This is a genomic window from Verrucosispora sp. SN26_14.1 (assembly GCF_004307965.1).
Lineage (GTDB): Bacteria > Actinomycetota > Actinomycetes > Mycobacteriales > Micromonosporaceae > Micromonospora.
The window spans coordinates 1-4,595 of sequence record NZ_SISL01000462.1; the positions used below are offsets into that span (position 1 = coordinate 1).

General features: G+C 71.9%; 5 protein-coding genes. 3 read left to right on the plus strand and 2 right to left on the minus strand.

Annotation, left to right across the window (positions count from 1 at the left end):
• Positions 1–50 precede the first annotated feature (50 nt).
• Positions 51–365: a TraR/DksA C4-type zinc finger protein gene (locus EYA84_RS27065; protein ID WP_131056570.1), complete on the minus strand. Its 315-nt coding sequence runs from the start codon at positions 363–365 to the stop codon at positions 51–53.
• Between the two features lie 570 nt (positions 366–935).
• Between EYA84_RS27065 and EYA84_RS27070 the strand changes: the two genes are divergently transcribed.
• The 3 genes from EYA84_RS27070 to EYA84_RS27080 are packed head-to-tail and all read left to right on the plus strand — an operon-like array spanning position 936 to position 3,938.
• Positions 936–1,322 carry an SCP2 sterol-binding domain-containing protein gene (locus EYA84_RS27070; protein WP_131056572.1) on the plus strand — a complete coding sequence of 129 codons (387 nt, stop codon included), beginning with the start codon at positions 936–938 and terminating at the stop codon, positions 1,320–1,322.
• Between the two features lies 1 nt (position 1,323).
• Positions 1,324–3,369, plus strand: a complete 2,046-nt coding sequence (locus EYA84_RS27075) for a glycogen debranching N-terminal domain-containing protein (RefSeq protein ID WP_131056575.1) — start codon at positions 1,324–1,326, stop codon at positions 3,367–3,369.
• 59 nt (positions 3,370–3,428) lie between these two features.
• The gene (locus EYA84_RS27080) at positions 3,429–3,938 is read left to right on the plus strand and encodes an NUDIX domain-containing protein (protein WP_131056578.1); all 510 of its coding nucleotides are present in this window, start codon (positions 3,429–3,431) and stop codon (positions 3,936–3,938) included.
• A 21-nt stretch (positions 3,939–3,959) separates the two neighbouring features.
• Here EYA84_RS27080 and EYA84_RS27085 read toward each other — a convergent pair.
• The coding region (locus tag EYA84_RS27085) for an LLM class flavin-dependent oxidoreductase (protein ID WP_131056580.1) at positions 3,960–4,595 on the minus strand (636 nt) is incomplete at its 5' end.

The window sequence follows — 4,595 nt, forward strand, 5'->3', positions numbered from 1 at the left end:
GCGGCGGCGAGGGGCTGCCGCGCCGGTAGGCGCGGCAGCCGGTACCCGCGTCAGCCCTTGTGCTTCTGCTGGCAGGGCACGCAGAAGCGGGCGTGCGGCAGGATCTCCAGGCGCTCCTGAGGGATCGTGGTGCCGCACTTCTCGCAGCTGCCGTAGCTGCCGTTGGCGAGACGGCGCAGCGCTCCGGTGATCTGCTCCAGGCTCTGCCGGGTGGCGGCGATCAGCGCGCCGTTGGTGAGCGCCTCCGCCGGGTCGCCGGTGTCGGCCGTCAGCTCGGTCAGGCGGGCCGTCTGCGCCTCGAACTCGTGGGTCAACGTCGCTCGGAGTTCGGTGCGCCACTGCGGGTCGTACGTATTCGTGCTCATGCCGTCACTCCGCTCCGCTGCGTGCCGCCATGAGACCTCACCGCACTGCACCTGATGATTCGCTCGCCCTGCTCGCTCATGCCGTCACTCCGCTCCGCTGCGTGCCGCCATGAGACCTCACCGCACTGCACCTGATGATTCGCTCGCCCTGCTCGCTCATGCTGAGCTCCCTTCTCGGAAAATAGAAAAGGGCCGAAGCTGTCCGCTTCGCCCCTGGCCGTCGTGTCTGTGCGACGGGATGCCGGGGGGCCTCGACCGGCGGGACGCGGCTGGCCGTGACCGGCCCGCGCGGACACCCACGCCGGTCGCGTCGCGGCGCACCGACCCAGCGCAGCCGCCAGCGGCACCGCCGTGGCGACGGCGGCGCGGTCCAGCAGCGCGGTGGGATGCATCGCACCACCATAGGTGGGGTGGCACCGGAATCCAATGGCAAATGCCGGCGGTCCCAGCATCAGACCCGCCCGTATGCGCACCAAAGCCGCTAAGGTGACAGATACCGCAGCTTGACCGGCACGTCCGCCGCGCCGTGGGGCGGTCGCCGTCTGCTGCCGCCGGTCCGCAGGAGGTGGGATGTCCGAGGCGGTGCACCACTTCTTCGCCGGTCTCGCGCGCGACGGCGGTCGCATGCTGCGCCAGGTCTGCGGCACGGTCCGTTTCGACCTGCGCTACCCCGACCACGTCGACCACTGGCTGGTCCGCATCGACCACGGGCGGGTGACGGTCTCCCGGGGCGAGGCGGCCCCCGCGGACACGGTGATCGGCACCGACGAGGCGCTGTTCCTGCGGATGGCGCACGGCGAGGTCAAGCCGCTGCCTGCCTGGCTGCGCAACGACTTCACCGCGGACGGCGAGTTCCGGCTCGTGATCATGCTTGAGCGGATCTTCGCCCCGCCACCGGGCGCCCGGCACCCCCGGGAGGTAGCCGGAGGCGGCGGCCCGGCCCGGGATCGGGCCTGACGTGAAGAAGCTGGTCCGCATCCTCGACGGCAACGTCTTCGCGCTCAGCGAGGACAACGGCGACATGGCGTTCAGCCCCACCAACCCGAGCGGATTCTTCGCCTTCGACACCCGGTTCCTGTCGACCTGGCGGCTGAGCCTGGACGGCGAGGAGTTGCACCCGCTGGCCGTGCACGACCCCAGCTACTACGAAATCAGGTTCTTCCTGGTCCCCGGCCATCCCACCCACTACGTGGACGCCAAGGTGTCGGTGATCCGGGACCGGTGGATCTCGGGCTATGGCTTCGTCGAGCAGTTGACCGTGCTCAACCACACCGGCGAGCCGGTCGACCACGTCCTGCGCGTCGAGGTGGACAGCGACTTCGCCCCGATCTACAACGTGGTCTGGCCGCGTGCCTCGACGTTGCGCGGTTACCGCGAGGTCTCCGCCGACCGTCTGCGGCTGGGATACCGGCGGGAGAGGTTCCACCGGCTCACCGACGTCTCCTCCTCCGAACCCGCCGAGATCGACGAGCGCGGGCTGACATTCCGGATCCGGGTCGAGCGGCAGGGCAGGTGGAGCACGAGGCTCCAGGTGGACGGCCTGGTCCCCAGCCCCAACGGCGAGGACATCCGGACCCGGCTCGGCCACCACGGGCACCAGAAGGGGGCGCGGCTACACCACGACCTGAGCGAGTGGCTGGCCGACGCACCCCAGCTCACCTGCGACTGGGAGCCGATGGCCACCACCTACCGGCGCGGGCTGGTGGACCTGGCGGGTCTGCGGTACACCCCGCTGGCCACACCGAACGAGTCGATGCCGGCGGCCGGACTGCCCTGGTCGGCGACGCTCATCGGCCGGGACAGCATCTTCACCTGCTTCCAGACGCTGCCCTTCGTGCCCCGCCTGGCCACCACCGCACTGCGCCTGTTCGCGCTGAACCAGGGCACGGTGCTCGACGACTTCCGGGACGAGGAGCCCGGGAAGATCCTCAACGAGTTCCGGTACGGCGAGCTGGCGGCCTTCGAGGAACGCCCGCAGTCGCCGTACTTCGGTGGGGCCGACGTCACGCCGCTCTTCGTCGTGCTGCTCGACGAGTACGAACGCTGGACCGGTGACGGTGCGCTGGTCCGCGAACTGGAGGACACCGCCCGGGCCGCGTTGCGCTGGATCGACGAGTACGGCGACGTACGCGGCGACGGGTACATCTGGTACCAGCCGCGCAACGACCGCAGCGGGGCGAAGAACCACTGCTGGAAGGACTCCCCGGAGGCGATCTGCTATCGCGACGGCCGGCTGCCCGGGCTGCCCCGCGCCACGTGCGAGTTGCAGGGGTACGCGTACGACGCGAAACGGCGTGGTGCCCGGCTGGCCCGCGAGTTCTGGGACGACCCGGCGTACGCCGACCGCCTGGAGCAACAGGCGGCGGAGCTCAAGCAGCGGTTCAACCGGGACTTCTGGATCGACGACGGTGGGTACTTCGCGCTGGCGCTGGGCCCCGACGGCGACCGGGTGGACGCGTTGGCGTCGAACATGGGGCACCTGCTGTGGAGCGGCATCGCCGACGACGACAAGGCCGCCGCCGTCGCCGACCACCTGCTCGGGCCCCGGCTCTTCTCCGGCTGGGGCGTACGCACACTCGCCACCGAACAGGTCAGCTACAACCCGCTCGGCTACCACGTCGGCACCGTGTGGCCGTTCGACAACTCGTTGATCGCGATGGGGCTGCGCCGGTACGGCTTCCTGGCCGAGGCGGGCGTCATCGCGGAGAGCATCATCGACGCGGCGCAGCACTTCGCCGGGCGGGTACCGGAGTCGTTCGCCGGCTACGACCGGGCGCTGACCCGGTTCCCGGTGCCGTACCCGGCGGCGAACAGCCCGCAGGCCTCCGCCACCGGCGCGATCTTCCTGCTGCTGCGGACCCTGCTCGGCCTGGAACCGTACGGTGAGCACCTGGTGGTGCATCCGGCGATCCCCCAGCGGTTCGGCCGGATCGAGCTGCTCGACATCCCGGGTCGCTGGGGTCGCAAGGACGCGATCGGCAACGCCCGCACGGGCGCGCCCTGAGCGGACGGGATCGGCGGCGGCGCAGGTGCGCATCCGTCCGGCGGGTAACGTGCAGCGGCATGACCGGCCTGCCGTACTCGCACTGCTCGTACTGTGGTGTCGCCTATCCGGCGGACGCCGGGTGGCCCCGGGTCTGCGCGGCCTGCGGCCAGACGGTCTGGCGCAACCCGCTGCCGGTGGCCGTGGCGCTGCTGCCGGTGCGGACCGCCGACGGCCTCGGCCTGGTCGTCGTGCGGCGGGACATCGAGCCGGCGCGCGGCCTGCTCGCGCTGCCCGGCGGCTTCGTCGAGTACGGCGAGGACTGGCGCGAGGCGTTGGTCCGGGAGTTGTGGGAGGAGACCTGGCTGCGCGCGGACGCGGCCGACGCCCGACTGGTCGCGGTGCACAGCGCACCGGCCGGCGGCACCATGATGATCTTCGGTGAGTTGCCGGCCCGCCGGGCCGAGGAGCTTCCGCCGTCGACGCCGACGGCGGAGGCCACCGAATGGCTGGTGCTGACCGAGCCGACCGAGCTGGCGTTCTCCACCCACACCCGGGTACTGGCCGACTTCTTCGCCGCCCGGCGCTGACGCCACCCACCTCCGCGCGGATCAGCGCCGAGCGGTGGGTACCGGCGGGGTGGCGAACGGGATGCCGGCGGGTTGCGACACCGTCGGCGCGCCCGCCGGGTGGTGCCACAGCCCCCGTGCGCGCAGGATCGGCAGCACCCCCTCGCCGAACCAGTAGGCCTCCTCGACGTGCGGGTGCCCGGAGAGCACGAACTCGTCCAGGCCGAGCGCGTGGTACTCGGCGATCCGGTCGGCGACCTCGGTGTGGCTGCCCACGAGGGCGGTGCCCGCGCCACCCCGGACCAGGCCGACGCCCGCCCACAGGTTCGGGCTGATCTCCAGGCCGTCCCGGGACCCGCCGTGCAGGTCGAGCATCCGCCGCTGCCCCTCGGACTCGCTGCGGCGCAGTCCCTCCTGGGCGGCGGTGATGTCGGCGTCGGCGATGCCGTCGAGCAGCCGTCGCGCCTGCGCCCACGCCTCGTCGCCGGTGTCCCGGGAGATGACGTGCAGCCGGATGCCGAACCGGACCGTGCGTCCGGCCTCGGCGGCCAACTTGCGGATCCAGTCCAGTTTGGCGGCGACCTGTGCCGGCGGCTCACCCCAGGTGAGGTAGACGTCGCTGTGCCGGGCGGCGACCGGGCCGGCCGCGGCCGACGAGCCGCCGAAGTAGACCGGCGG